A 21,782-nucleotide genomic window follows, 5' to 3' on the forward strand; every position below is an offset into this window, starting at 1 on the left:
CTACCACGATCCGTCCACCGTTCGGCGGGTCGCCCTCGGTCCCAGATGTTGCGGTGGCCGAGAAGCTTGCCTAGAGCAACACTGAGACGATGGCCAAGCTGGCGACCGATCTTCTCGGGCCGGTAGCGCTGGAGCCTGCACTTGGCCACACAAGAATCATCAGGTGTCGGGGTCTGGACGGCACCGGTCGCGGGGTGTCACCGACGATTCATGCACTCGCGCAGCCGGAGTTTCAGCCACCGCACCAGAGACGACTGGAAGATCACGAAATCCTTCGCGACCTACCCGATCAGCGCATCGCCGGTGCGGACGACCGCCACCGCATCATGCCGAAACTCCAACGGAGACGCTTTCGGCGTAGCACCATCCCCAGCAACGTCCTGACAAGTCGGGAGTCAACCAAACCGGAGCACTCCCAACATCGCTCTGCAGGACGCGACTTGAGGCGAGATGGCGGAGACCCTTCAGCTGAGGGGTTTCTACTCCCGCCGAGACTCTTGCGAGACGTGCTTAAGGATGGCGCTCTTCAGCTTTGACCTTGTATCAGCGTCGCGATGCGTCTGCGACTGGGTCGGCGAGTTCAGCTGGTCGGACCGGCGGTCGTAGGTCCTGTACGCCGTGAGCGACGCTCTCGAAACCGCAGTGCTGCTGCGAGTCCGCTTCGGGTTCGACCGCAGCCCACGGATGATCGGCTCGGGGATACCGAGGTCCTTGTCGGAGCGGCCTTTGGGTAGCAGCGTCACGAGGGTGATGCAGACTGCTGGCTCAGTTGTTGCTGAGGCGCTGCTTGCTCAGATCGTTGATGATCGCGGCCTTGAGACGTCCTCCGATGCCGGAGTTGGTCTGCATAGTGAAGGGCCGAACGCGCGTCCCCGAAGGAGATCCGATCGCGTAAGGGCGGTGCGGGACGATACTTGATCACACCACCTCGAGATCGGGACCCGGCAGTACGACCCACACCCGGGTATTTCACCTGGTCTGAGCTGGTGGTGAGTTTGATCCTGGAACTGCAGATCACGGTTCAGCGAGAGGGGCTTGGCGGTCAGCGTTGTGGAATGGATGCTGGGGACGGCGAGCTGCAAGCCACCGATGGGAAGAGCACCGACGCTGCGAGTGCCTGTTTGACTCGTTTGCCGAGGTGGTCGATTGCAAGGCTGATCGGCATGATTGACGATGCGATCGATGCGGCAGGCGAGCACTTGGCTCAGTCGGGTGGGTTGACGGTGTGGAGCGACGATTTCGCGTCCTCCAGAGAAGTCGGTGCGCGTCGGTCTGTCGGGCGGTCGCGCGACGTCTCGGTCTATGACGAGTCCGAGCCGGCCCAGGGGCCTGCAGTCCTGTAGCGATGGGACCGGGGTCCTGGGTCTTGGTTTCCGGGTTCTGGTTCGAGGGCGCCGGGGCGAGGTTCGAGGGTGTGAATTCTCGGATGGGTCGTCGTGGAGGTGCCTGTGAGTGAGTCTGGGTTTGTTGTGTCGCGTGAGGAGAGGTGGCGGTTGCTGGCGGCGAATATGGCGGCTGCCCGCTTCTTTCGTCGTGAGTTGCTGAGGGCAACGGGTGGGTGGGCGGTTGAGTTTTTGAGGAGTCGCGGCGCGAGTGATGTGTTGGAGGCTGATTCGGCGTGGGATGTGGGGTATGCGCCGGATGGGTGGACGAGTCTGGTCGACCACTTGCGGTCGGAGGGGTTCAGCGATTCGACGCTGGTGAGGGCTGGCTTGATGGATTGGGCCGAGTCCGGTGATGGGATGGATCGGCATCGGGATCGGCTGATGATTGTGAGCCGCGATGATCGGTTGTCGCCGGTGGGTTTCGTCGGTGTCGGTCCGGATGGGTGGGCTCAGTCGGTGACGCCGGCGACGGCTATCCATCGGCCCTCAAATGTCCTGCTCGGGGTCGCAGAGCAGCTTGATCTGCTGGCTAGCGGTGCGATCCCTGTGGTTGTAGATGATCCGGTCGACGCGATGGCGGTGACCAGGCTCAGTCGCGCGGTGGGGGAGCAGTGGGCCGGCATCCCGGTTTGTGGTGGTGGGTTGTCGACTGCTCAGGCGCGGATGTTGCGTCGATTCAGCGTGGGCGACAAGGTCGTCATTGTGCTGAGCGGTGGCGAGCAAGGTGTGAAGCGGTCGGCCGGCTATGGCATTGATTTGGCGTACTTCTTTGATCGGGTGCGTGCGGTCGACATACCTGATGGGGTGGCGGTGGCGGTCAGCTCGTCGGCCGGCACGACCCAGGTACATGAAGCTCTTGTCCGGGCGCGACCGTTATTGACGTATCGCGTTGTCGGCGGTGGGCTCACCTCTAGCCAGCCAGACCCGGATCCTCCGGACGTCGGACCGGAGATTGGATGAGCCGGGATGTCCAGACTGTTAGAGGTGCAGCGTGCTGCGCGCGCCTTCTACCGATCAGAACTTGAGGCTCGTCCTGACGGCTGGGCTGTGCGGCATCTGACCGGTAGAGGGTTGCGGGCTTCCTTGGCAGATCAGCACTGGTCGATCGGCTACGCACCAGACTCCTGGAGAGCGTTGGTCGACCATCTCCGCAGGGAAGGCTTCGCGGATGAGGCTTTGATTGGAGCAGGTCTGGCCAGTCCGACCATCAACGGCTATCTGGTCGACAGATTTCGTGATCGGATCATGTTCGCTGCCGATGACGGTGACCTGGAGCCAGTGGGCTTCGTCGGCCGTGCTCGTGCCGACCGCATCAGATACTTGAATTCTCCGACGACGGCGATCTACAGCAAGTCGGAGACCGTCGTGGGTCTAGGCGCGCAACGCGGCAAGTTATTGCGGGGTGCAGTACCGGTTCTGGTCGAGGGACCTATTGATGCACTTGCTGTGGATCAAGTCGGTCGCTCCTGGGCAGGTATATCGAGTGCTGGGGTGGCAGTCAGTGTTCAGCAGGCCTTGATGATCCGACGATGGGCGCCACAGAACCGTGTGGTGGTGGCGTTCGATAGCGATCTCGGTGGCCGGCTGGGCGCTGTGCGGAGCCTCGACGTTCTGTCGCAAGTGTTCGCCGACGTCTCGATAGCTGAGTTTCCTGGAGGACAGGATCCTGCGTCGTGCTTCACCAGCACGCCTGCTGGGTTGGCGACGGCGCTGACCACAGCAAGGCCGCTGGCCGAGTTCGCCATCGACTTCGAGGTCGCGCGGTGGGAAAAGGTACTGGACCACATCAGCGGGCAGGTCAATGCCCTCCGGGCGGTGGCGCCGCTGGTGCGGCGGTTGCCGTCGGATCGCATTGCACAGCAGATCGTTCGGTTGTCGCAGCGCCTGAATCTTGAGGTTGACGTCGTGTCTCGTGAGGTCCTGACGCCGGTATCGCGAGCGCCATCGCGGCGCGCTTCGTCGCGGCGTCGCGACCCCGACGATCCCGAGTGGCCAAATATGCCTTCCAGGACTCCTTGAACTGACCGACGATCGTCGGTTCGGCCGATTTGCTGCGTGATCGAACCGTTGAGCCTGCCGACTACGACACCGGGAGGCGGGCGTGAATCGATTTCGAGTGACTGTGGATGACCTTCGGCGAGCGTTCGAGTGGGAGGTGAGCGAGCGGTGGTCGGGAGGGCAGTGGGTGCGTTGGCTCGAATCGGCGTCGGTACTCCAGGGGCAGACGTTCCGCAACGTCGTACTGATCAAGTTGCAGATGCCGGATGCCCTCTGGGTCGACGGGCGAGACCTGTGGCAGCGTCGCGGTAGGCGGGTGTTGCGCGGCCAGTCAGGGATCAGAGTCATGGCGGCTGGTCATAGGAGTGAACGAGCTCAAGGCCCTGTGCAGGGCCATGGGGTCGCAACTTTATGGGATGTCAGTCAGACCGGCGGGCGTGAGGTTGGCTTGCCGTCTGTTGCTGCTGGGAACGGGATCAGCGCACAGCGCCTGTTCGATGCGCTGACCCGGGTGGCCGGCGACCTGGGATTCACAGTGACCCAGCAACAAACAACCGGCGAGGCGATGACAGACCACCGCCGTCGCAGGATCGCGATCAGTCCAGACCTCGACGTACCCGACGCATCTTCAGCCTTGGCTCACGAGTTGGCCCATCTGCGAATGCACAAATTTTCGCGAGGCCAGGCCTGCACCGGGATCGCCGAACTGGAAGCGGATTCGGTCGCCTACACGGTCCTTGCGCATTTTGGACGCCTGGGCGACGGCTCACCAGGACAGTTGGTGAGAGCGGCTCCGGTTCTCGGATCGAATCCGTCAGCCCGCCTGATCGAGACCCTCGGTGGGCGCGTGGTGACGGCCGCAGGGCGCCTGATCAGCGCGACCGAACAACACCTGCCCAGCCCGTCCCGTACGGGTCGGAGCCCTGCACAGCTCGTGGCTGCCTCGACCGACCTGACGCCCGTGCAGGATCGGCAGCCGGGTTTCTGAATTCCAGGACTCCTGGACCTCGTATTCCAGGTTCTGATCCGGATCCGTCGCCAGCAGATTGGTGCCGTCGCAGTACGACGAGAGGAGCCGGAGCGATCCGCTTCTCCTTTCCTAGAACGGAGTCACCGATGACTGTCGAGTTGGACGTACTCATCAGCGACGCGGCCAGTTCGGGTTGGGCGGAGGGTCCGTCCAAGGCGCTGGCTGAGGGGATCGAGGAGCGGATCGTCGCCCCGCTGTCGAGCCGACTGCGATCTGCACTCGGCCACGACGAGGCGGCACAGCTGGCACGAGTGATCGCGTGGGAGCGCTGCCGTGAACTGTCCATCAATCCACCGGAGGGCGGTGTCTCGTGGGGTTACCTCGCCAACTTGGTGCGGTGGCGCCTGAAAGACACATTGCGGTCCGAACTGCTGCGCCGGCAAAGGCACCAATTGCTCACACAGCTGCCGGAGCCGCAGAGCGGGGATCGACCGTGGCTGGGGCGGCGCCTCGATCTCATCGTTGCCGAGCTCGAACGGGCAGGTCTGCCGGGGTCGACCGGGCGCAAGCTGATCCGGGTGGCCGCAGACGGTCCGCCGTTCAATCGCGCGGCGGTCATCCAGCGGCTGAGGCGGGTAGGTGCGACGGGGCAGCAGGCCGAAGGTATGAGTTGGCTGCTCCGCGGGGGAGCCGGCAGGCCGTCCGCACTTGCCCGGCTGGCGCTCGGGCAGCCGCCGGCGGAGGTCTTCGCCGACGAGGTCGTACGGGAGTGGATCTTGGCCGCTGCAGGTCGTGACCTGCGGTTTTTCGGCCGAGGCGTCGGGTTCGCCCACCGCCGGGCCCGCACTCTGGGGCGGCTTCGAGCTGCCTGACGAAAAGTCTCCCGGGATCAACCGTTGATGCCCGGTATGACGCACAAACAACACATCACCCCTCGGCACAACTGGCTCGTTCGCTACTACCGCGCGCAGTTCAGGTTCTGCCTGCACGTCTTCAGCGCGCTGTGGATCCTGCCGCCGCCCCTGGCCGCGGCCGGGCTCGCATGGCTGCGCCGTACCGAAGTCCCCAAGAGAGGAAGAAGAATGTCCCACCCGACCCGTTCGAAGGTCCTGATCCCCGCGGCACTCGTGGTCGCGACCGTGCTGGTGCTCTTCGTTGCCGGCTGCGGTCAGCGGTCGACGCCAACACCAGCCGGGACCGCAGTACCGGGCTCCACTGAGCCGCTGACGCCCGCATCTCTCGATGAGTGGACAGTGCCGGCGACGGCCGACTCCCACGAGTACGCCATCGCGTTCGCCCGGGCGATCTGGACCTACGACGCGAGCAAGCACAACTACACCGACTGGGTGAACGGAATCAGCATGTTCGCAGACGCCGCCAGCAGCAGCGAGACAGTTGCCCGCAGCATGCTGCCTGGACCAGGCGAGTGGCAGCAACTCAATCTCGAGAAGGCCCGCGCAACCGTCACGGACATCACTGCGGAGACAACGCCGGAGCTGGCGAAGGCGAAGGCGGCCCACGGGCTCCCGCAGGGATGGCAGGCCTACATGGTCCGTGGACAACAGACGGTGACCCTCGAGAAGCAGACAAAGACCATCGAGCGGATCGCAGCAGTCAGCGTGGTCTGCGTCTATACCTGCAAGTTCTGGTCCGCGTCGGCACAGACATCACGGTGATCACAAAGCTCACGTTGGCCGGTGTGCTGCTGACTAGCGGCATCGGACTGGTCGCTCCGCTCACAGTCGCAGCCAGCGGCAGCGACACCTGCGTAGCGACGCCGGTCGAAGCGTTACCTGCCGGCTGCCGGGCACCGTCCGGGACGTATGGCGGCTCGTTGCCCGGTGCCGACGAGGCCGTCGCGCGGGCGTTGCGCCTGGTTGGTGGCCACGGCTACTACCAGCTGTGCGCCCGTCTCGCGGCCAACATCTGGGGCCGACCGCGAGCAGGCTACTACTCGGCTGCAGAGCAGTGGCAGCAGATGATTGCCACCGGCAATGCGCACCCAGCTGATCGGCAACCGCCGGTCGGGGCGCTCGTCTTCTGGGACACCGGCGGTCCCTACGGCCACGTGGCCGTGTATATCGGCGGCGGCCGCATCGTCTCGAACGACATCGGCGACCAGGTCTCTGGTGAAGGCGGGGTGTATCTCGTCGAGTTCGGCCGCGTCGAATCCAGATGGCACGCGTCCTACCTCGGCTGGGCGCCGCCGATCTACTCCACTCCCTGACCAGCGAAGGAAACTCCTGTGTTCAGCCACATCATCTACGCAGAAGATCCAGGCATCACACCCAACACCGACGGACTGCCCGGCCTGCCGGAATTGCGCCACATGATCGGAGCCCTGCTGCCGTTCGGACTCGCGGTGTGTGTGGCGGTGTTTGTGATCTCGGCAGCGGCCTGGGGTGCGGCAAGCATCAACGGCAACGCCGGTTACGCGAGCAAAGGCAAGATCGGCTGCCTGGTCGCAGTTGGCGCCGCGATCCTGATCAGCTCCGCGAACGGCATCATCCGCTTCTTCAGCGGCATCACCATCGGCTGAGCGGAACCCGCACAATGGACTGGCTCCGATGCCTTCAGAATCCTGCCGCGTGCGTCGCCTCGAACACCACGCAGAACCTGGCGAGCTCGATGTGGCAATCCTTCGCCCGCTGGATGGCCGACGGTTTGAGCGACCTGACCATCAACGTGTTTAAGGCCTTCAGCGAAAGTACGTCGCCACGGTTCGACCAGACCTGGTGGAGCAACAACCTCAACCTGATGATCGCGATCGCGTTGCCCTTCCTCGTCGGGATGTTTGTCCTGCAGTGTCTATCGGCCGCGATCCGTCGCGAGCCAGGCCGTCTTGGGCAGGCCGTGGTCGGAGCCCTGGTCGGCACGGCAGGCGTACCGTTCGCCGTCGCAGTGATCGCTGGTCTGGGTCGGATCGTGGACGAGATCTCGGGCGGCCTCCTGGGCAGCACGGCCAGCACGACGGAAGCACTGAAGAAGATGGTGGATCTCACCGCCCAGCTCGCCCTGCCGACGCTGGGCGGGTCGCTCGTCTTCGCCGTGAGTCTCGGACTTCTCGCGGTGATTTCCCTGTACGGCGTACTGCTGATCCGCGAAGTGGCGATAATTGCGTTCGTCGTGTTCGCCCCGATCGCCATGGCCAGCTGGACCTGGTCGGCGACCCGGCACTGGCTGCGCCGGTGGATCGAAATCGTCGCGGCACTGCTCTTCTCCAAGATCGCGATGGCGTTGATCTTCACGCTCGGGCTGTCGGCCATGGGTGGCGCAAAGCCCGGGGATGATCAGAGCATCGGGACGTTCCTCGCCGGAGTCTTGCTGTTCGCGATGGCAGCCTTCGCGCCGATCGCGACGTACTCGTTCGTTCACTGGGCAGGCGACCATGCGGGCGCGACCGTCCATCTCTTCCAGCAGGGGACGGCCGGCGCTACCGCACTCAAGCAGCGAGCTGAGCAAGCGCAGCAGTTTACGGCGCAGCACTTTGGAGGGGGTTCGGGCGGCAGCGGCTCAGAGTCTGTGGTGGGCAGCGACAGCGATTCCCCAAGCGACAGCACGTCGGGCGACAGCGGTGGGCTCGCCTCTTCGGGTGGAACCGAGGTAGTTGTCGTCGGCTCGGATGCAACCGCCCAGCCAGCCGGTAGTGCCTCCGGCGGCGGGAGCAGTGCGACGGCGGTTGCGACGAGTCAGGCCTCGATCAGCGGTGCGCAGCCGACGCAGGTCTCGGACACAGCAAGCGGCGACGACTCGCAAGGAGGCGACCACGGATGACTGACCAGAACAGGCTCGCGACACGATTCCCCCGGCCGGAACGCAATGCAGTACTGCTGGGTCTGCGACCCGTGCAGGTCGTACTGGTCCTGGCCGCCGTCGTCCTCACGACTCTGTCCTTCGTGAATCAGCTGCCGACAGCGCCGATGCTCTGCGCCCTCACCGTCGCGGCGACCTGCGTTGCGGTGGCGTTCGTGCGAGCCGAGGAGGTGCCTCTGCATCGCTGGCTGGTACTGCGTGTCGCGCACATTCTGAAAAGGCGGTCCTTTCGCGCCAACGTGCTGGAGCCACGAGTTCACGGGCGGTTGCAGTTACCTGGAGAGAACGGCGTACTGCGGATGCTCACCACGAACTCCGGCATCGGCATCGTGCACGACCCGCAGCGGCGACGACTGATCGCGGTCGCCAAGATCGAAGGCCCCGCCCACCTCTTGCAGAACACCGACGAACAGGATCGCCGCGTCACCGCCTACGGCCAGCTCATCGCCAGCTTGTGCCACAGCCCCCGGATCGCCAGGGCACAGATCCTCGAACGGACACTGCCCGATCCTGCCGACCAACTAGAGGAATGGGCCCGAAGCCGTCAGATGGATGCAGCGACGTCCGCTGGAGCGATCTACGCCGACCTCCTGAAGCAGGCCGCACCCGCCGCGGCCCGGCACGAGACCCTGTTCAGCCTCGCGATCAACCTCGACGCCGCCGCGCGCGAGGTCCGCAAGCAAGGTGGCGGCATCGCCGGTGGGACCGCCGTGCTCGAATCCGAGTCCCGCGCATTCCAAACTGCGCTGGCGGCCGCAGGCGTTGCGGGCGTCTGGCTCAACGCGAAGGAGCTCGCGCTGAGCCTGCGAGTCGCGTTCGACCCGGCAGCGACGCGCACCATCCCCGCGTCGGCAGATATGGACAGTTCGGACGCCGGGCCACTCGCCGTCGAAGAGTCCTGGGACCAGGTGCGTACAGATTCGTCGTTCCACCGCGTGTACGTCGTCGCGGAATGGCCGCGTGTTCGAGCGGCTCCGTCGTTCCTTGGGCCGCTACTGCTGAAGCCTGGCATCCGCCGGACGTTCAGCCTTGTCCTGCAGCCGATTCCGATGTCGAAGGCGCTTCGTGATGCTCGACGGCATCAGGTCGAGCGCATCACTGACCGGACTACAAGAGCAAGAATCGGGCAGATGGAGACCGAGGAAGATCGCCAGCTCGACGCCGACGTTGCACAACGGGAGCGGGATCTGGCAGTAGGGCACGGAGACGTGCGCTGGCTCGGTCTGGTCGTGGTGTCCGGAGATACCGAGGATGCGCTGGACGACGCGTGCATGGAGATCGAGATCGCGGCAACCCAAGCGCTCCTCGACCTGCGGCGCCTGGTCGGCCAGCAACTCAAGGGTTTCATGGCTGCGGCCCTTCCGTTCGGGATTGGACTGTGATGGAGCAGCAACCGGCGTACTACGAGCTGAACGGAGCCGATCGAGCGACGCGGCGAGCCAACCGGCGTACGCGACAGACCAGCCGCCCGCCGCGCCGCAAGGCAAACATCGAATCGTTCGAGGCATCGGACGGAGGGCGGCCGCGCCGAACTCTTCTCGTGGACAAGCACCGTGCGACGACCCGGGTGCTACAGGTCGCCTATCCGTTCCTCGCCGAGGGTGGACTCGGTGCCGACGGCACCTATATCGGATCGGACGTCTTCAGCGGCGGATCGTTCGTCTACGACCCGTGGGTGCTGTACCAGGAACGAGTCATCACCAACCCGAACGTCCTCCTGGCCGGCGTCATCGGAAGCGGGAAGTCATCGACCGCCAAAGCCTTGATCACGAGATCGATCGCCCTGGGCCACAAGGCATACGTCCCTTGCGACCCCAAGGGAGAATGGACTTCGGTCGCAGAGGCCGTGGGCGGAGCAACCATCAAACTCGGACCAGGCCTACCAACCCGGCTCAACCCGTTGGACGCGGGCCGCCGCCCAGGGTCAGTCGACGCCGAGGAGTGGTCTCGCATCGTCTGGTCGCGGCGCCGGGCGCTGCTCGGCACATTGGCCGAATCCACTCTCGGTCGCCCGCTGGCTGCCGTTGAACACACGGCGATTGATCTCGCTCTCGGGACTGCCTCTGCGCAAAGGCCATCGCCGACGATCCCGGATGTCGTCGTTGCGCTGTTCACACCTGATTCGGATCGAGTGGAGCGAGCGGGACTCACACCAGCCGGTCTCGCATCCGATGGCCGGGAGGTCGCGCACGCGATCCGGCGTCTCGTCCATGGTGACCTGTCTGGCATGTTCGACGGGCCGTCAACCACGGAGTTCGATCCCGCACTGCCGATGGTGACCCTCGACTCCTCGTGGCTCAGCAGCGGCGGCGATGACCAGGCGCTACGGCTGACCCTTGCCTGCGCATCGTCGTGGCTCGAGGCGGCTGTCGCCGATCCCGCGGGCGGGAATCGCTACATCGTGTACGACGAGGGCTGGCGAGTCATGCGCGACGCGGCACTCCTACGTCGGATGCAGGAGCAGTGGAAGCTGTCCCGAGCCTGGGGCGTGTCGAACATCCTCATTGTCCACCGGCTCTCCGACCTTGCTGCTGTCGGCGATCACGGATCCGAGGCTCGCGCCCTGGCCGAGGGGCTCCTCGCCGACTGCTCGACGAGGATCATGCTGCGGCAGGAATCTGATCAGCTCGCTCGTACGGCGAGCCTCCTTGGCCTGACCGACGTCGAGATCGCGACGATCGCCAGACTGCCGAAGGGCCGAGCGCTGTGGCGCCTGCCGAACCGATCCTTCGTCGTACAGCTAGTCCGGCACGCCCGCGAGGTCCAGCTGTTCGACACCGACGCCCGGATGTAGCCCGTGGTCAACCAACGACCTGGCCCGGACTTTTCCGACACCATCCTCATCGCCGGCGCATCCCTGCTCGGCATCGCCGGCCTCTTCTACGTGGCCGGCGGCCTGACCAGCTGGCTGACAACGGGGGAGTGGGTGTCATCACCGTGGATCGACGCTCTACAGGTGCCGATGCATCCCGGGAACCCAGCTAGCGCCTTTGGTGTTGCCAGCGCGCGGATCGGCGTGGCGGCGTACTGGGTCGTGTTTGCGATCGTCCTGGGGATGCCACTGGGCGCGACGTACGTCGTACTCCGGATTTGGCAAAGCAGAAAGTCGACCGTGGCCAGTCGTGCCCGGGCGCTGGGCAAGCGCCCAGGTCTCGCGTCAGTCGGCGACATCCAGTCAGCCGTCGGACGGCATCAGGTCGTACGGCGGGGTCGGTCGGCTCGGCCGCAGGCCCCAACCTCAGAGCCGAGCGCTGTCGGACGGATGCTTGGCCACTCCCGGAGCCGCGAATGCTGGGCGTCAGTCGAGGACTCGATCATCGTGGTCGGTCCTCCGCGGTCCGGGAAGGGCCTGCACCAGATCATCGGCGGGATCATCGACTCGCCTGGCGCCGTTGTGACAACCTCGACTCGTCCGGACAACCTCGCCGCGACCCTCGGATCCCGCCGGGCAATCGGGCCAGTCGCCGTCTTCGACCCACAAAGCCTCGGCAAGACCGACGGGATCCGATGGTCCCCGGTGCGGGGATGCGAGAACCCGACCACCGCAATCGTCCGCGCAGCTGGCCTGGCCGCTGGAGCCGGCTTCAGCAAAGGCAACGTCAGCGATGCCGCCTTCTGGCACGGCCAAACCGAGATGGCGCTTCGCGGGCTGCTCCACGCCGCCGCCCTCGACGACACCGGCATCGCTCAGCTCTACCGCTGGAGCCTCGAACCAGCCTCAGCAATCGAGGCCGTCACCATCCTCAACCGCTCGACAGACGCAGCCGACGGCTGGGGCGACACTCTCGATGGCATCGTCCGGATGGACGGCCGCACCCGAGACGCCATCTGGGCCGGCGTCAGATCCGCCCTCTCCGCGCTCGGTGATCCAGCCGTACGCCGAGCCTTCGACCCACCCTCGGGGGAGGGGCTCGATCCCGAGACCTTCGTCCGCGACCGGGGCACGATCTACCTCCTTGGGACCGGCGCTGGTGCCTCAGCGACGTCCGCGTTCATCGCCGCTCTTCTCGAAGACATCACCGAATCCGCCCGTCAGCTAGCCGCCCACAATCCCGGCGGCCGACTCGAGCCGCCGTTGGCCATGGTCCTCGACGAGATTGCCAACCTCTGCGCCGTCCCGTCGCTGCCCTCCCTCATGGCCGACGGCGGCGGCTCCGGAATCTCGACCCTGGTCGTCATTCAATCCCTCGCACAAGCCCGCGAACGATGGGGCGAACAAGCTGCTGCAGCCATGTGGGACGCCGCCACCCTCCGCCTCATCCTCGGCGGATCCGCCCAACCCCGCGACCTCCAAGACCTCGCCGCCGTCTGCGGCGAACGCGACGAAGAGATCCGCAACTGGAGCCGAGGCCCCGACGGCGGCCGCACCACCTCCACCAGCACCCGCCGAATCCCGATCCTGCCACCCGACGTCATCCGCACCCTCCCCTTCGGCACCGGCATCCTCCTAGCCCGCACCGCCCCACCCATCCTCCTCAACATGACCCCGTGGACCGCCCGCGCAGACGCAGACCGCATCCGCCGCAGCATCGACCAAGCAAGCAACCACTGATGGACGACGACTTCACCAACCCCTTCGCCCTGGCTCCCATCACAGACCCGTACGTCGTCTGCTGGCGCGACCTCGACCCCACCAGCACCACCGAAGAACTCGAACGCCTCAACGAATGGGTGTCCTGGGCGACAACGCGCTACGCCCTCGACCACAAAGTCATCCCACCCTGCTGGCCGCGCCACGGCGCCGTCGTCGAAGAACTATCCGCCCTCCGCACCTTCTGGGACTCCTGCTACCAAGACGACGCAGCACCATCTGACCCCCTGGCCTTCCATCGCGACCTAACCCTCGCCCTCCGCCGCCTACGAGACTGGACCTCCATGCTCGGCTGCACCAGAACCATCCACCGAGATTCAAAGTGAAATTGACCGCGGTCGAGATTGATCTCGGTCACCACCACAAACCCCGACCGCGGGTTCACCATCGACCTGAAACGCGACAGCGTCGCCTTTCAATCCCGCCCGAGCACAGCAGGGGCAGATCTCACACTTCCGCCGAGGTATTCTCACGCCTGGTCTACGGCCGCCTCGACGCCGCCTACTCCCGGCCGGCGACCACGGCGCAACGCTGCCGCACGTCTTCCCCGGACCGTAAGCGCCCGCGAGCTTTGACAAGGTCAGTGAAGAAAACCGTCCCACTTGAATTCGTAGCGGGATCCGCCCGGCATGCCGCGCGGCCCCGGCAGCTGCTTGACCGCCTTGGCGAGTTCCAGCTGGACCGGCCCGGTTCGGGCGACAAAGTTGCCCATGGCTACAGTGTCACCCCGCAATCGGCACTCGTCCCGCTCAGGTACGTGACAACACGGCACCAACCCGGCCAGTGATCAGCCGGGCGCGGTGCGTGCGGCCATCTGGCGTCGTTGTGGACGAACCTGAGCAGCGCGGAGCCCAGCGGTGTCTGCCATAGGCCGCCCAATCGTGAGCAGGGCGGGCACGCCCTGGATCGCGCCGCGGCGTTCCACAAGACGTCAGTCACCGACCGGCCGCCGGCTGCCTGGTTAAGCGAGGGCCATAGCCTCTCCAAACAGCGAGATCCAGGTGCTTTCGGAGATCTGGTCGATGAGGGGCTGGCAGATCCGCGACCCCAACCAGCCCACATCGAGCGACTCGCTGCTTACACGAGGGGCGTCCTGGCTGACTATGGCAACAAACCGGACATCGATGTGACGGCGCGCCGACGGCCCACACATGGTGGGCCCGCCGTCGAGCGCCAGCAATGTCATCAGGCCGACCGCAAGACCGGTCGCCTCGCGGACTTCGCGGCGGGCGGCCGCTTCCAGCGACGCATCGTTCCTCTCACAGTGACCGCCTGGAAATTGCCACTTGCCTGACTTGGCGTGGTGAACGAGCAGCACCTGCCGTCCAGACCGATCGAGTACTACGGCGCTGGCAGTCAAGTGCGCAGGAGCGCCCTCGCGCCAGAGAGCGGCTTCGCTACTTATCAGCGCTAAGGCCTCCTCGCGCAGTTCCCGCTGATCGAAAGGCGGGCTCCAGCGCTGCAATAGCTGCCTGGCATCTCCGTTCACGGCCATGATTGGCAATCTGCACCCCGTCAGCCTTGGGAGCAACTGACGATCCCAGCGAAGTGCTCATCACGCAGACATCACACCTCGGATTGCAACGCGCGGCAGAAGTAGTTGTCCCCCTGTCCAGCCGCTCAACCGCGCGGTTCTATAAATACTGCGCACATCCGTCAACAACACGTGTCGGACACGAGCACCCGCTCCTCAACCTGGCCCTGACCAGGGGGAACTGGGGCTCCTGCGGCATCCGAATACAGCCCACCCCTACAGAATTCACCTTGATCCAGGCCCGTTTGCCAGGCTCATAGCGGCTTCCCCCGCCTTTGAGGACGAGTCCTTCGACGCCGGTGTGGCTGAACGCGCTGAGCCACTCGCGGGCCGCTTCGGCATCTTCGGTGACCGGGAGAAACTTGCAGCGGCGGTGCCCAGTTCTCGGCAAGCAGATCCAGGCGGCGGCGTCTGGATGTCCAGCGCTGGCTGCGCAGGTCGACGCCATTGACGGACAGCACGTCCAACACCACGAACGAGGCCGCCGCTCAGCGACTATCTTGCGGGCTTTCGCCGGCGACGTCACCAGCCGCAGCTGCAGCTGCCCGAAGTCGAGCTTCTCTCCGGTCCAGTCGACGACCTCGCCGTCCAGGACACCGTCGATGTGCAGCTGGGACTGCAGCGCGGCCTGGACATCGGGAAAGCGGGAGGTGAGGTCTTTGTCTTGGCGTGAACGCGCGTGGGGACGGGCCCACGGAACTCCAGAATCACAACTCGACTGGGCCTGAGACCGCTGCCGCCATCCCGATCTGGAGCAGCCGTTCATCCAATTTGACTGATTCAGTGAAGGAAGCCGTCCCACTCAGCTCGAATCTCGCGCCGCCCGGCATGGCGTTGGGCCCGGGGAGTTGTTCTTCCGCCCGGGCCAGTTCCAGCGCTACCGGCCTGAGGAGATCGGGACCAAGTTCGGCCACGATCTCAGTGTTGCTCTAGGCAAGCTTTCGGTCCATCACGCGTGTGTGTCAGGCCGGTTGCACCGCCGAGCAACTACCTGCCTCCTGCGCCCGCAGCTCCGTCGGCATCGGCTGAGCGGCCGGAGCGCGCCTGTGGGCAGCTCAGTTGCTGATGCCGGGGGCGGCGCCGATGTAGCGGTTGTCGTCGACCTGGGCGGCGGTGAACGCGGCGATGTCGGCTCTGGTGACGTTGAACCCGAGCTTGTCGTGGCCGTAGAAGCCGTGCCGCAGCTGCCCGCGTGCGGGGCCGTTCTTGGGGGCGAGGAATCGTACGATGGTCCAGTCCAGACCCGACGTCATGACGATCTGGCTCATCGCGACGAGTTCGTCGTGGGCGCGGCGCAGGAATGTCTTGGCCATGAAGGTCGGGAGCCGGGTTTGCCAGGTTGGCTTCTCCCGAGGGTCGAGAATGCTGGGGGTGGCGTTGCCGACGTAGCGGCGTACGCCGTGGTGCTGCATGGCGGTGAGGATGTTGCGGGTGCCCTTGATCAGCGGCAGTCCGGTCGCCTTGCGGTCCAGGCTGGGACCGAGGGCGCTGATGACGGCGTCGGCGCCTTGGACGGCGTGGTCGATCGCGGCGGCGTCGCTGAGCTCACCGACCACGACGTTGACGGCGTCGCCCCAGCCGGCGGGCACCTTGTCGGGGTTGCGCACGTAGGCGGTGACCATGTGGCCACGGGTGCGCAGCTGGCCGACGACCAGGGAGCCGACGCCGCCGGTGGCGCCGAACACGGTCACGTTCATGATGGTTTCTCCTCCAAGAATGGGATAGGTACGGGGCCTGGTCCGGTGAGGGACCGGGGCCGCGGGGTGTGCTGGTCAGCGGGTGACGAGGACCTTGCCGAGGGTGCCGTCGGCGAACAGGCCGAGAGCTTCGTGTGCCTGATCGAGCGGGACGCTGGCCTCGACGTTGACGTGCAGCTTGCCGTCGGCGACGAGCTGCAGCAGGCGGGCCAGCTTGTCGCCGGTCGCGGCGGCCATGATTCCGGCGAGGGTGATGTCGTCGCGGCCGAGTTGTTCCGGTGTCGCGCCGAGGGTGGAGGCGACTGTTCCGCCGGGGCGCATCAGGCCGGCGATGGTGGCGGCGTCTCCGGCCGAGTGCAGGGCCTTGTCGACACCGTCGGAGGCCAGTTCGCGTACAGCGGTGGCGATGTCGCCGGTGTAGTCGACGGTGTGCGTGGCGCCGAGTCCGCGGACGTAGTCGGCTTCCTGGCCGGGCTTGGCGGTGCCGATCACGGTCGCCCCTGCGGCGGCCGCGAGTTGGGTGGCGATGGAGCCGACGCCGCCGGTGGCGCCGGAGATCAGCACGGTCTGGCCGGGCTGGATGTCGAGGACTTCCAGTGCGTCGAGCGCGGCGACGCCGGCCAGTCCGATCACGGCGGCCTGCGCCACGTCGACCCCGTCGGGCACGCGGGTGACCGCGGCGGCAGGCAGGGCGACGTGTTCGGTGAAGCTGCCGTTGCGGGGGCCGAGGTCGACGCCGGGGATGACACCGGCGACCAGGTCGCCGACGGTGAGGCCTTCGACGTCGTCGCCGACGGCGGTGATGGTGCCGACCAGGTCACGGCCGAGCACGACGGGGAACTCGTGGGGCAGCATGTCGAACACGTAGCCGCCGGCCACGGACAGGTCGAAGCCGTTGACCGAGGCGGCCTGCACCTCGACGAGCACCTGCCCGGCGGCGGGCTCGGGCTGGTTCAGCTCCTGGAGTTCGGGCTTGGTGTCGCGGCCGGTGAGAGCGAATGCCTTCATGGTGGTTGATTCCTTCGTGTTGAGTTGGGTCGAACTGCGGTTCATGCCGGATCAGCCGGTCGGGCTTCTAGTTCAGACGAGCGGGCGAAGTCCCTCGACCAGCGGAGTAGTGGGGCGTCCGATGAGGCGGGCGAGGTCGCCGTTGGTGAACGCGAACGCGCCGGCGCGGATGCCGGCGTCGACGGCGACGGCCATGGCCGCCATCTGGTCGGGCACCCCGGCCGTAGTGAGCGCTGCGACGTGCTCCTCGGGGGTCACCGGCTGGTAGGTGACGTCGCGGTCGAGCAGTTCGGTGAGCGCGGAGGCCAGGTCGTGATAGGACCAGGCGACGTCACCGGACAATTCGTAGGTGTGGCCGAGGTGGCCGCCGGTGGTGACGACCGCGCCGATCGCGGCGGCGAAATCTTGGCGGGTGGCGGAGGCGACACGGCCGTCACCGACGCTGGCCAGCAGTACGCCGCTCGCGCGGACCGCGTCCAGGCCGCGGGCGTAGTTCTCGGTGTACCAGCCGTTGCGCAGCAGCGTGTACGGGACGCCGCTGTCGCGCACCACGTTCTCGGTGGCGGCGTGGCTGGCCGCGATCGGGCTCGGGCTCTGCGCCGCCTGCAGACCGCTGGTGTAAACGAGGTGACCGACACCGGCCTTGGCGGCTACCGCGACCGCGTCGGCGTGCTGCCGGTCCCGGTTGGCCAGGTCGTTGCCGGAGACAAGGATCAGGGTGTCCCCTGTAGTGAGGGCTTGCTCGAGAGTGGACGGGTCGTTGTAGTCGATGACGGCCGTGCGGACCCCGGCCTGGGCGAGGTCGGTGATGGAGTCGAGGTTGCGGGCGCCGGCGACGATCTCTGCGGCCGGGACGGTCCGGTCGAGGAGGTCGCGGACGACGAGGCGGCCGAGGTGGCCAGAAGTGGCGGTGACGACGAAAGCCATGATGCGGTTCCTGTTCGGGTAGCTGCGTGTGAGGGTTCAGGCGGTGAGCAGCCGGAGGGTGAGGACCGCGATCGACAGCACCAGCGGCGGCAGCGGCATCGCGAGGTTCTTGGTGTCGCGCACCCGGAGGTGACCGATCAGGGCGCCGACGAAGTAGGCGACCAGGCCGATCGCGGCGGCCACGCCGAGCGGCTCGACCCACAGGCCGATGACAATTCCGGCGGCGCCCGCGATCTCCAGGGCAGCCAGTACCGGGAGAGCGGCCAGCGGCACACCGACGACGCCGTTGATGACCGCAACCGACTGCTCGGCCTTGCGCAGCTTCATCGACGCCGAGAACACGGCGACCAGGGCGAGCAAGACGGTGACGACCACGAGAGCGATGAACACGGGTTCTCCTGAAACTGACGACGGGGACGACGCGACGACGTGGTGTGGTGCGCGGCGCGGGGGTGGTTAGCCGAGTTCCTTGCGGATCTGCGGCAGTACTTCGGCGCCGAGCAGCTCGATCGCCTTGAGGTAGATGGCGTGCGGCATCCCGCCGACGTCCATCTGCAGGATCTGGCGGTCGTGGCCGAGCAGCTGATGCAGGTGCAGGATCCGGTCGGCGATCTCGTTGGGTCCGCCTGCGAACACCATCCCGCCGGGCTCCAAGGCAGCTTCGCGACCCGACGGTGACATGGCGGGGCGGCCGGTCTCGGCCGCGCCGATCTGGAACATGCGCAGCTCGTGCTCGAGGTAGGTGGCCTTGGCCTGCCGGCCGTCGGTACCGACGAAACCGTGGACAGCGACGGCGATGCGGGCGTCGTCGGCCGGGTGGCCGACCTGGTCCCAGGCGTCGCGGTAGGCGTGGCCGTACTGCGCCCAGTGTTGCGGGGTGCCGCCGAGGATGCCGAGGAACATCGGCAACCCGGTCTCGACGGCCCGCAGTACCGATTCCGGGCTGCCGCCGGTGCCGAGCCAGATCCGCAGCGGCTGCTCCGGTCGCGGCACGATCGTCGCGTCGACCAGCGGGCGCTGGCGGTGTGGTCCGTTCCAGGTGATCCGGTCGCTGCTGTTGGCGGCGATCAGCAGGTCCAGCTTGGAGGCGTACAGCATGTCGTAGTCGTTCTCGTCGAAGTCGAACAACGGGAACGTAATCGGTGACGAACCGCGCCCGGCGACCGTCTCGATCCTTCCGGGCGCGATCGCGGCGGCTGTGGCCAGCTGCTCGAAAACCCGCAGCGGCTCGTCGGTCGACAGCACCGTCACCGTCGTACCGAGCTTGATGCGGCGCGTGGACGCGGCAGCGGCATTCACCATCGCCGTCGGCGACGACAACGGCATCGAGGCGGTGTGGTGCTCGCCGAACCCGAAGAAGTCCAGCCCCACCTCGTCTGCCAGACGCACAGCTTCGAGCGCGTCGCGCACTGCCAGCGCCGTCGCGCCGGTACCGCCGTCAGCGGTCCGCGGGGTGTTGCCAAAGGTATAGACACCCAACTCGAGATTCATCAGTGCTGCTCCTTCGTCGCCGAAGCCGGTGAGGTGTCGCAGGCGGAACCTGCGTTCTTGGACCGGCGGCTGGCCTTGTAGGTGGAGCCAAGCCGCTGCTCGCCGTTTTGGCGCATCGCGGCCTCGGTCTCCCGGGCGCCGGGAGCCCGCGGGCCGTCCGTGGCGGCCTGCGCCCGGAACCCGTCGAGCAGCACGTGCACGAGCCGCGCCGAGGCGCTCTCACTGATCCCGTGAGCGCGTTCGACCAGGCCGGCGTTGGCCATCATCAGCAGTACGACGTCTTGGGTGGTGAAGTCCGCCCGCAAGGAACCGGCGGCGCGGGCACGGGCGACGAGGCGGACCAGCCCGGTGAACGCGCGCGAGCGAAGCTTCTCGATCTCTGGCGCCTGGCTCAGGTCCATCGTGACCAAGTCGGCGATCCCCCGGTCGCGGGCCTGCATCGCCCCGACGGCCTTGATGTAGGAGGCGAACCCGCGCCACGGGTCTTCGCAGGACAACCCGGCCTCGACAGCCTGCAAATGCTCGGCCATCGCCTCTCCGAACACCGCCGCGACCAAGTCGCCCCGCGCGGGGAACCGCCGGTACAAGGTGGCGTTGCCTGTCCCTGCACGGCGCGCGATCTCGTCCAGTGACGCGTCCACACCCTGCTCGGCGAACACCTCACGCGCCGCCTCGATGATGGCCGCTCGGTTCCTGGCGGCGTCTGCTCTCAACTCCATGATGGGCACAACATAACCCAAACGGGGACTATTCCCCACTTCGCTGATAGGTTTGCGCCCAGACCGATCACCGCACCGCGAGTGCCCCATCCGAACGAAGGTCCCAGCAATGGCCCAGGCCCACATCGACGCGCGCCGCTCCTCCGTGACCCGCCTGCACGACCTCGCCTCGCGGATCAGCCCGGCGGACCTGACCGGCGGCGCTTACCCCGCGCAGTGGAGCATCGCCCGGGTCTTGTCACACCTCGGCTTGGGCGCGGTGATCACGAACGCCGACTCGAAGACACCCTCGCCGGCACCGCCACGCCTGACGACTACGCACCCGAAGTGTCGGAGGCCTGGAACGCCAAGACCCCGGCCGCGCAGCGCGACGACGCCCTCGCCGCCGACGCAGCACTGCTCGAACGCATCGAAGCCACCGGCCCGGACGAACGCGCCCACTTCTCGATGTCGATGGGACCGATGGAGCTCGGGTTCGCCGAGTTCGTGGGCATGCGGCTGAACGAGCACGCCTTCTACACCTGGGACATCGAGGTCGCCGGCAACCCCGACGCCACCTTGCCGGACCAGGTCGCAGCCCTGGTCGTCGACAACCTCGAACTCGTCGCCCGCTACACCGCCAAGCCCACCGGCGACACCAACACCCTCTCGGTCACCACCACCAGCCCCGACCGCAGCTTCACCATCGACCTGAAACCCGACAGCGTCGCCTTCCACCCCAACTCGCCCACGGTTGGCGCAGACCTCGAACTTCCCGCTGAGGCATTCGCCCGGCTTGTCTACGGACGCCTCGACGCCATCCACACCCAGGCCGGCGAGCACGGCACAATGATCACAACACTCCGCGGCATCTTCCCCGGACCGTAGCCCCCCGATTTGACTCGTTCAGTGAAGGTAGCCGTCCCACTTCAATTCGTAGCGGGAGCCGCCCGACATGGCATGCCCCGCCCGGGAGCTGTTCCTCGGCACGGGCAAGCTCAAGTTTCACCGGGCCGGTCAGCATCAGGCCATAAGTGGCGCCGCCCTGTCGGCGGCCTCGACCGCGGGCAGGTCCCGGTCGGAGGTGATCGGCGTGGAAGAGCGCTTGATCGAGCAGGGCCTGCAGTGGTCGTCAGCTGCTGAGTAGTACACGAAGGTCCCTTCCCGGTGGCCTTTCACCAGTCCGGCCGGGCGCAGCCTCGCTAGATGCTGGCTCACTCACATCGAAGGCCGCAGCCTCACAGAGCTAGTGGTTTATGGGAGGGTGCCGGTGGCGATGAGCCACTTTGCCGCCTCGACTACCGGGATCCCTGCGCGTTGCGCGTGCTGGTCGAGGAGATCGAGCGCGCGGTCGGCGTCTGTGCGGAGGCGTTCGGCGAGGATCCCTTGGGCGATGGCGATGGTGTGAACCGCGTCGAGATCGATCAGGGTTGGGGCAGTGTCGCGGGGGTGGTCGTTGCCCATCGGGCACGTCCGTTTCATGGCCTACGGTCTGACCGCTTGGTCGGGAACCGCTGACGGCGCGCCTTGAGTGGCGACGTCGAGTAGCCGACGGCATATCCACTCTACGCGTGTGCGGTCAGTCGGCTTTGCCGGCAGCGTCGGCGATGATGCCGGTGGCAACGTCTCGCAGTTTGACGTTGCCCGCCTGGGAGGTGCGGACCAGGAAC

The 21,782-nt window shown here is 66.5% G+C and carries 25 protein-coding genes and 1 pseudogene; 16 read left to right on the top strand and 10 right to left on the bottom strand.

What is annotated here, in order from left to right:
- Positions 1–1,163: 1,163 nt before the first annotated feature.
- The 14 genes and pseudogenes from ABZ004_RS33745 (at position 1,164) to ABZ004_RS33810 (ending at position 13,083) form a co-directional block, all read left to right on the top strand.
- Positions 1,164–1,343 (top strand): hypothetical protein, encoded by a 180-nt coding sequence (locus ABZ004_RS33745; RefSeq protein ID WP_355685366.1) that lies wholly within the window; start codon positions 1,164–1,166, stop codon positions 1,341–1,343.
- Positions 1,344–1,508: 165 nt separating this feature from the next.
- A pseudogene (locus ABZ004_RS33750) lies at positions 1,509–1,802 on the top strand (hypothetical protein); the annotation flags it as partial.
- A gap of 39 nt (positions 1,803–1,841) precedes the next feature.
- On the top strand, positions 1,842–2,345 hold the full coding sequence (locus tag ABZ004_RS33755) for a hypothetical protein (RefSeq protein WP_355685411.1): 504 nt from the start codon (positions 1,842–1,844) through the stop codon (positions 2,343–2,345).
- A 6-nt stretch (positions 2,346–2,351) separates the two neighbouring features.
- Entirely contained in the window at positions 2,352–3,404 is a 1,053-nt protein-coding gene (locus ABZ004_RS33760) for a toprim domain-containing protein (RefSeq protein WP_355685367.1), read from the top strand.
- A gap of 166 nt (positions 3,405–3,570) precedes the next feature.
- Positions 3,571–4,371 carry an ImmA/IrrE family metallo-endopeptidase gene (locus ABZ004_RS33765; protein WP_355685369.1) on the top strand — a complete coding sequence of 267 codons (801 nt, stop codon included), beginning with the start codon at positions 3,571–3,573 and terminating at the stop codon, positions 4,369–4,371.
- A gap of 128 nt (positions 4,372–4,499) precedes the next feature.
- On the top strand, positions 4,500–5,225 hold the full coding sequence (locus ABZ004_RS33770) for a hypothetical protein (RefSeq protein WP_355685370.1): 726 nt from the start codon (positions 4,500–4,502) through the stop codon (positions 5,223–5,225).
- Between the two features lie 36 nt (positions 5,226–5,261).
- Positions 5,262–6,029 carry a hypothetical protein gene (locus tag ABZ004_RS33775; RefSeq protein ID WP_355685371.1) on the top strand — a complete coding sequence of 256 codons (768 nt, stop codon included), beginning with the start codon at positions 5,262–5,264 and terminating at the stop codon, positions 6,027–6,029.
- Entirely contained in the window at positions 6,026–6,580 is a 555-nt protein-coding gene (locus ABZ004_RS33780; RefSeq protein ID WP_355685372.1) for a CHAP domain-containing protein, read from the top strand. The genes ABZ004_RS33775 and ABZ004_RS33780 overlap by 4 nt, the downstream gene beginning before the upstream one ends.
- Positions 6,581–6,598: 18 nt before the next feature.
- The gene (locus tag ABZ004_RS33785; RefSeq protein ID WP_355685374.1) at positions 6,599–6,892 is read left to right on the top strand and encodes a DUF6112 family protein; all 294 of its coding nucleotides are present in this window, start codon (positions 6,599–6,601) and stop codon (positions 6,890–6,892) included.
- A gap of 14 nt (positions 6,893–6,906) precedes the next feature.
- On the top strand, positions 6,907–8,127 hold the full coding sequence (locus tag ABZ004_RS33790; protein WP_355685376.1) for a hypothetical protein: 1,221 nt from the start codon (positions 6,907–6,909) through the stop codon (positions 8,125–8,127).
- Positions 8,124–9,548: an SCO6880 family protein gene (locus ABZ004_RS33795; RefSeq protein ID WP_355685378.1), complete on the top strand. Its 1,425-nt coding sequence runs from the start codon at positions 8,124–8,126 to the stop codon at positions 9,546–9,548. The genes ABZ004_RS33790 and ABZ004_RS33795 overlap by 4 nt, the downstream gene beginning before the upstream one ends.
- Positions 9,548–10,960 carry an ATP-binding protein gene (locus ABZ004_RS33800; protein ID WP_355685380.1) on the top strand — a complete coding sequence of 471 codons (1,413 nt, stop codon included), beginning with the start codon at positions 9,548–9,550 and terminating at the stop codon, positions 10,958–10,960. The genes ABZ004_RS33795 and ABZ004_RS33800 overlap by 1 nt, the downstream gene beginning before the upstream one ends.
- Positions 10,961–10,963: 3 nt before the next feature.
- Positions 10,964–12,718: a TraM recognition domain-containing protein gene (locus ABZ004_RS33805; protein WP_355685381.1), complete on the top strand. Its 1,755-nt coding sequence runs from the start codon at positions 10,964–10,966 to the stop codon at positions 12,716–12,718.
- Positions 12,718–13,083 (top strand): hypothetical protein, encoded by a 366-nt coding sequence (locus tag ABZ004_RS33810; protein ID WP_355685382.1) that lies wholly within the window; start codon positions 12,718–12,720, stop codon positions 13,081–13,083. The genes ABZ004_RS33805 and ABZ004_RS33810 overlap by 1 nt, the downstream gene beginning before the upstream one ends.
- Positions 13,084–13,337: 254 nt before the next feature.
- Here ABZ004_RS33810 and ABZ004_RS33815 read toward each other — a convergent pair whose 3' ends face one another.
- The 9 genes from ABZ004_RS33815 to ABZ004_RS33855 form a co-directional block, all read right to left on the bottom strand.
- Positions 13,338–13,469: a hypothetical protein gene (locus ABZ004_RS33815; protein WP_355685384.1), complete on the bottom strand. Its 132-nt coding sequence runs from the start codon at positions 13,467–13,469 to the stop codon at positions 13,338–13,340.
- Positions 13,470–13,718: 249 nt separating this feature from the next.
- Positions 13,719–14,252 (bottom strand): NUDIX domain-containing protein, encoded by a 534-nt coding sequence (locus ABZ004_RS33820; protein ID WP_355685386.1) that lies wholly within the window; start codon positions 14,250–14,252, stop codon positions 13,719–13,721.
- 139 nt (positions 14,253–14,391) lie between these two features.
- A complete protein-coding gene (locus ABZ004_RS33825; RefSeq protein WP_355685388.1) occupies positions 14,392–15,057 on the bottom strand; it encodes a hypothetical protein in 666 nt (221 codons plus the stop codon).
- Between the two features lie 289 nt (positions 15,058–15,346).
- On the bottom strand, positions 15,347–15,988 hold the full coding sequence (locus tag ABZ004_RS33830; RefSeq protein WP_355685389.1) for an NAD(P)H-binding protein: 642 nt from the start codon (positions 15,986–15,988) through the stop codon (positions 15,347–15,349).
- 75 nt (positions 15,989–16,063) lie between these two features.
- The gene (locus ABZ004_RS33835) at positions 16,064–16,996 is read right to left on the bottom strand and encodes an NADP-dependent oxidoreductase (protein WP_355685391.1); all 933 of its coding nucleotides are present in this window, start codon (positions 16,994–16,996) and stop codon (positions 16,064–16,066) included.
- A 72-nt stretch (positions 16,997–17,068) separates the two neighbouring features.
- On the bottom strand, positions 17,069–17,923 hold the full coding sequence (locus ABZ004_RS33840) for an NAD(P)H-binding protein (RefSeq protein ID WP_355685393.1): 855 nt from the start codon (positions 17,921–17,923) through the stop codon (positions 17,069–17,071).
- Positions 17,924–17,959: 36 nt separating this feature from the next.
- Positions 17,960–18,313 (bottom strand): DoxX family protein, encoded by a 354-nt coding sequence (locus tag ABZ004_RS33845; protein WP_355685395.1) that lies wholly within the window; start codon positions 18,311–18,313, stop codon positions 17,960–17,962.
- 66 nt (positions 18,314–18,379) lie between these two features.
- On the bottom strand, positions 18,380–19,414 hold the full coding sequence (locus ABZ004_RS33850; RefSeq protein WP_355685396.1) for an LLM class flavin-dependent oxidoreductase: 1,035 nt from the start codon (positions 19,412–19,414) through the stop codon (positions 18,380–18,382).
- Complete coding sequence (locus tag ABZ004_RS33855; protein ID WP_355685398.1) at positions 19,414–20,133, bottom strand: helix-turn-helix domain-containing protein; 720 nt, start codon at positions 20,131–20,133, stop codon at positions 19,414–19,416. Before ABZ004_RS33855 ends, ABZ004_RS33850 begins: the two co-directional genes overlap by 1 nt.
- Positions 20,134–20,460: 327 nt before the next feature.
- Between ABZ004_RS33855 and ABZ004_RS33860 the strand changes: the two genes are divergently transcribed.
- On the top strand, positions 20,461–21,000 hold the full coding sequence (locus ABZ004_RS33860; protein WP_355685399.1) for a hypothetical protein: 540 nt from the start codon (positions 20,461–20,463) through the stop codon (positions 20,998–21,000).
- 67 nt (positions 21,001–21,067) lie between these two features.
- Positions 21,068–21,259, top strand: a complete 192-nt coding sequence (locus ABZ004_RS33865; RefSeq protein WP_355685401.1) for a hypothetical protein — start codon at positions 21,068–21,070, stop codon at positions 21,257–21,259.
- A 107-nt stretch (positions 21,260–21,366) separates the two neighbouring features.
- On the opposite strand, the gene ABZ004_RS33870 is transcribed toward ABZ004_RS33865, so the two are convergent.
- The gene (locus tag ABZ004_RS33870) at positions 21,367–21,594 is read right to left on the bottom strand and encodes an ANTAR domain-containing protein (protein ID WP_355685402.1); all 228 of its coding nucleotides are present in this window, start codon (positions 21,592–21,594) and stop codon (positions 21,367–21,369) included.
- Between the last annotated feature and the right edge of the window lie 188 nt (positions 21,595–21,782).

It is taken from the genome of Kribbella sp. NPDC006257, from assembly GCF_040613535.1.
Taxonomy (GTDB): Bacteria; Actinomycetota; Actinomycetes; order Propionibacteriales; family Kribbellaceae; genus Kribbella.

Coding starts and splice junctions, on each gene's coding strand:
- ABZ004_RS33745 (WP_355685366.1), top strand. CDS start 1,164: ATGATTGACGATGCGATCGATGCGGCAGGCGAGCACTTGGCTCAGTCG.
- ABZ004_RS33760 (WP_355685367.1), top strand. CDS start 2,352: ATGTCCAGACTGTTAGAGGTGCAGCGTGCTGCGCGCGCCTTCTACCGA.
- ABZ004_RS33770 (WP_355685370.1), top strand. CDS start 4,500: ATGACTGTCGAGTTGGACGTACTCATCAGCGACGCGGCCAGTTCGGGT.
- ABZ004_RS33775 (WP_355685371.1), top strand. CDS start 5,262: ATGACGCACAAACAACACATCACCCCTCGGCACAACTGGCTCGTTCGC.
- ABZ004_RS33790 (WP_355685376.1), top strand. CDS start 6,907: ATGGACTGGCTCCGATGCCTTCAGAATCCTGCCGCGTGCGTCGCCTCG.
- ABZ004_RS33795 (WP_355685378.1), top strand. CDS start 8,124: ATGACTGACCAGAACAGGCTCGCGACACGATTCCCCCGGCCGGAACGC.
- ABZ004_RS33800 (WP_355685380.1), top strand. CDS start 9,548: ATGGAGCAGCAACCGGCGTACTACGAGCTGAACGGAGCCGATCGAGCG.
- ABZ004_RS33810 (WP_355685382.1), top strand. CDS start 12,718: ATGGACGACGACTTCACCAACCCCTTCGCCCTGGCTCCCATCACAGAC.
- ABZ004_RS33815 (WP_355685384.1), bottom strand. CDS start 13,469: ATGGGCAACTTTGTCGCCCGAACCGGGCCGGTCCAGCTGGAACTCGCC.
- ABZ004_RS33820 (WP_355685386.1), bottom strand. CDS start 14,252: ATGGCCGTGAACGGAGATGCCAGGCAGCTATTGCAGCGCTGGAGCCCG.
- ABZ004_RS33825 (WP_355685388.1), bottom strand. CDS start 15,057: ATGAACGGCTGCTCCAGATCGGGATGGCGGCAGCGGTCTCAGGCCCAG.
- ABZ004_RS33830 (WP_355685389.1), bottom strand. CDS start 15,988: ATGAACGTGACCGTGTTCGGCGCCACCGGCGGCGTCGGCTCCCTGGTC.
- ABZ004_RS33835 (WP_355685391.1), bottom strand. CDS start 16,996: ATGAAGGCATTCGCTCTCACCGGCCGCGACACCAAGCCCGAACTCCAG.
- ABZ004_RS33840 (WP_355685393.1), bottom strand. CDS start 17,923: ATGGCTTTCGTCGTCACCGCCACTTCTGGCCACCTCGGCCGCCTCGTC.
- ABZ004_RS33850 (WP_355685396.1), bottom strand. CDS start 19,414: ATGAATCTCGAGTTGGGTGTCTATACCTTTGGCAACACCCCGCGGACC.
- ABZ004_RS33855 (WP_355685398.1), bottom strand. CDS start 20,133: ATGGAGTTGAGAGCAGACGCCGCCAGGAACCGAGCGGCCATCATCGAG.
- ABZ004_RS33865 (WP_355685401.1), top strand. CDS start 21,068: ATGGCATGCCCCGCCCGGGAGCTGTTCCTCGGCACGGGCAAGCTCAAG.
- ABZ004_RS33870 (WP_355685402.1), bottom strand. CDS start 21,594: ATGAAACGGACGTGCCCGATGGGCAACGACCACCCCCGCGACACTGCC.